Origin of the sequence: Nocardioides sp. (assembly GCF_034670285.1) — a bacterium.
GTDB lineage: Bacteria > Actinomycetota > Actinomycetes > Propionibacteriales > Nocardioidaceae > Nocardioides.
This window is the reverse complement of sequence record NZ_JAXMNS010000482.1, coordinates 1-2,513: the sequence shown is the minus strand read 5'-3', so window position 1 is coordinate 2,513 and position 2,513 is coordinate 1. Positions and strand designations below refer to the sequence as shown.

At 73.7% G+C, this 2,513-nt stretch carries 3 protein-coding genes; all 3 read left to right on the top strand.

What is annotated here, in order from left to right; genetic code table 11:
- The first annotated feature begins 134 nt into the window (after positions 1-134).
- Complete coding sequence (locus tag VOI19_RS17990; protein ID WP_323794318.1) at positions 135-1,016, top strand: hypothetical protein; 882 nt, start codon at positions 135-137, stop codon at positions 1,014-1,016.
- The gene (locus VOI19_RS17985; RefSeq protein WP_323794317.1) at positions 1,013-1,849 is read left to right on the top strand and encodes a prephenate dehydratase; all 837 of its coding nucleotides are present in this window, start codon (positions 1,013-1,015) and stop codon (positions 1,847-1,849) included. The genes VOI19_RS17990 and VOI19_RS17985 overlap by 4 nt, the downstream gene beginning before the upstream one ends.
- Positions 1,846-2,513: prephenate dehydrogenase (locus tag VOI19_RS17980; RefSeq protein ID WP_323794316.1), on the top strand; the 668-nt coding region annotated here is incomplete at its 3' end. The genes VOI19_RS17985 and VOI19_RS17980, both read left to right, overlap by 4 nt.

The window sequence follows — 2,513 nt, the reverse complement described above, 5'->3', positions numbered from 1 at the left end:
ATCGTGGCGGTGCCCGGTGACGAGTACGGCGTCCACGGCGCCCGTCATGTCCGTTTCGCGCTCACCGCACCAGACGCCGATGTGGCGCTCGCTGCCGAGCGACTCCGTACCCTCCCGAGAGTGAAGGCACCCCGATGACCACCGAACTCCTGACCGCTCGCTCGCTGGCCCACCCGAGCACCGACCCGCCGACGCTCGTGCAGCGAGCCCGCGCCGCCCTGGGCTGGCAGGGCAGCGAGTTCCTCGTGAGCCTCCAGGGCTACGACGAGCTGATGGAGACCCTCGAGGTGGCCGGCGACCTCGACGCCCTGGTGCGTCTCGGCGACCCGACCTCGCCGCCGCTGCGACTGCTGCGCGCGATCAACGCGTCCACGACCGGCCTCCGGGTGACCCGGATGACCACCGTCGCTGCCCCGTGGCGCTGGGTCCGGGTGGGGGAGGGGGCGGCCGAGCTGTCCGGTGTCGCCCTGCGCCAGCAGGCCTACGCCGACGTCGTGGGAGCCCTGGGTCGCGCCGGGCTGACCTTCCGCGTGCTCGCCGACGACACCCCCGTCGAGGAGGTGCTGGCCGTCGGGCGCGCGCTCGGCTCGGCCGTCGTCGACGTCGACGAGGTCAGCGCTGCCGGTGACGCCGAGCCGGTGGCCGGCTACCTCGACAACCAGGACGCGCTCACCTACGGCCTGGTCTCGCGGGAGCAGCGCCATCACGCGCACGTGGAGGGGGAGACCCACCCGACAGATGTCGTGTGGCTCTCGATGCGCGCGCCCCGCGAGTCGGCCGGCACGCTGATGCAGGCCCTCGAGCAGGTCAGCGCCCTCGGGCTCAACCTCGACTTCCTGCACAGCGACCCGCGCGAGCCCGAGCAGCACGACTTCTACCTCGGCTTCCGGGCGAGCCCCGCCGACCTCGATGCTCTCCAGGCCGCGCTCGCCGAGGTGCACTTCAGCAGCAACGTCCTCGCCTCGTTCGTGCTGCCCAGCTCTCCTGAGGGCACGCCCGAGGGCGCCGAGTCATGACCCGGCCGGCGGTCGCCTACCTCGGTCCGTCCGGCACCTTCACCCACCAGGCGGTCCTGGCCCTGCGCCCCGACGCCGACGCCGTCGCGGTCGGCTCCCAGGCCGAGGCCCTGGCCGCCGTCGAGTCCGGTACGGCGGCGTACGCCGTGCTGCCGATCGACAACTCCGTCAACGGCGTCGTCGTCCCGACCCTCGACGCCCTGCTCGAGCGACCCTCCCTGTCGATCGTCGACAGCGCCGTCGTCCCGATCTCCTTCGACGCGTTCGCGCTCGCCGGAGCCACCGTGGAGCCGCACGTCGTAGTCAGCCACCCCCACGCCCTGGCCCAGTGCCGGGGCTGGATCGAGGCCCGCGGCCTGGCGACCCGGGAGGCGCTGTCGACCGCAGCGGCCTGCCGCGACCTGGCTCCGGGCGAGATCGGGATCGGGGCGGCGATCTGTGGCGACCTCTACGGCCTGGACCGCGTCGAGCGGGCGGTGGAGGACAACGCAGCAGCATTCACGCAGTTCGCCCTCGTCGCCCGGCCCACCCAGGACGCAGCGGCCGGTGACGGCGACGACGGCCTGCTCGTCGTGATCAACCCGGAGACCAACGTGCCCGGCATCCTGCGACGGCTGCTCGGGGTGCTCGAGGACCGTGGCATCAACATGTCCAACCTCGTCACGCGCCCCGTCCCGACGACCCCGGGCAAGTTCGTGTTCCTGCTCTTCCTCTCCGGCACCTACTCCGCCGACGACTTCGAGACCATGCGCGAGGAGTGGGCCGGTCTCGGCGGCACCGCCCGCGCGGTCGGTCGGATCTCGCCGCTGGCCGAGCTGGCGGGACGACGATGACGCCTCAGGCAGGCCCCGGCACGCCGTCCGGTGCGGCCTTCGAGCGCATCTGCGTCGTGGGCGCCGGGCTCATCGGCGGCTCGGTCGCTCGACGACTCGTCGGCCTCGGAGTCGACGTTGTTGTGGTCGATCCCGACGAGCGCACCCGCTCGCTCGCGGCGGCTTCCGGGCTCGCGGTGGTCGAGAGCGTGCCGGCCGACCGCGACCTCGTGGTGCTCAGCACCCCCCTCGACGCCCTGCCCGAAGCCATGGACGAGGCGGCATCACGCGCGCCCCAGGCGGTGATCATCGACCTCGGCAGCGTGAAGCAGGCGCCCGCCCGCGCCGCGGTGGCCGCCGGGCTCTCCGGCCGCTACGTCGGCGTGCACCCGATGGCCGGCACCGAGCACACCGGTTTCGAGCACTCCGACCCCGACCTGCTCGTCGGAGCCTCGTGGGCGGTGGTGCACGGCGCAGCCGAGAGCCCGCTCGTGCAGGTCGTGGCCTGGGTGCTCGAAGCCTTCGAGGCGACCGTGGTCGTCGTCGGCGCGGCCGAGCACGACCGCAGCGTCGCCCTGGTCAGCCATGCCCCGCACGCGGTGGCGCACGCCCTGCTCGCCGGCGCCGAGACGTCGCCCGACGTCGCCGTGGCCCGGTGGCTCGCGGCCGGCAGCTTCCGCGACGG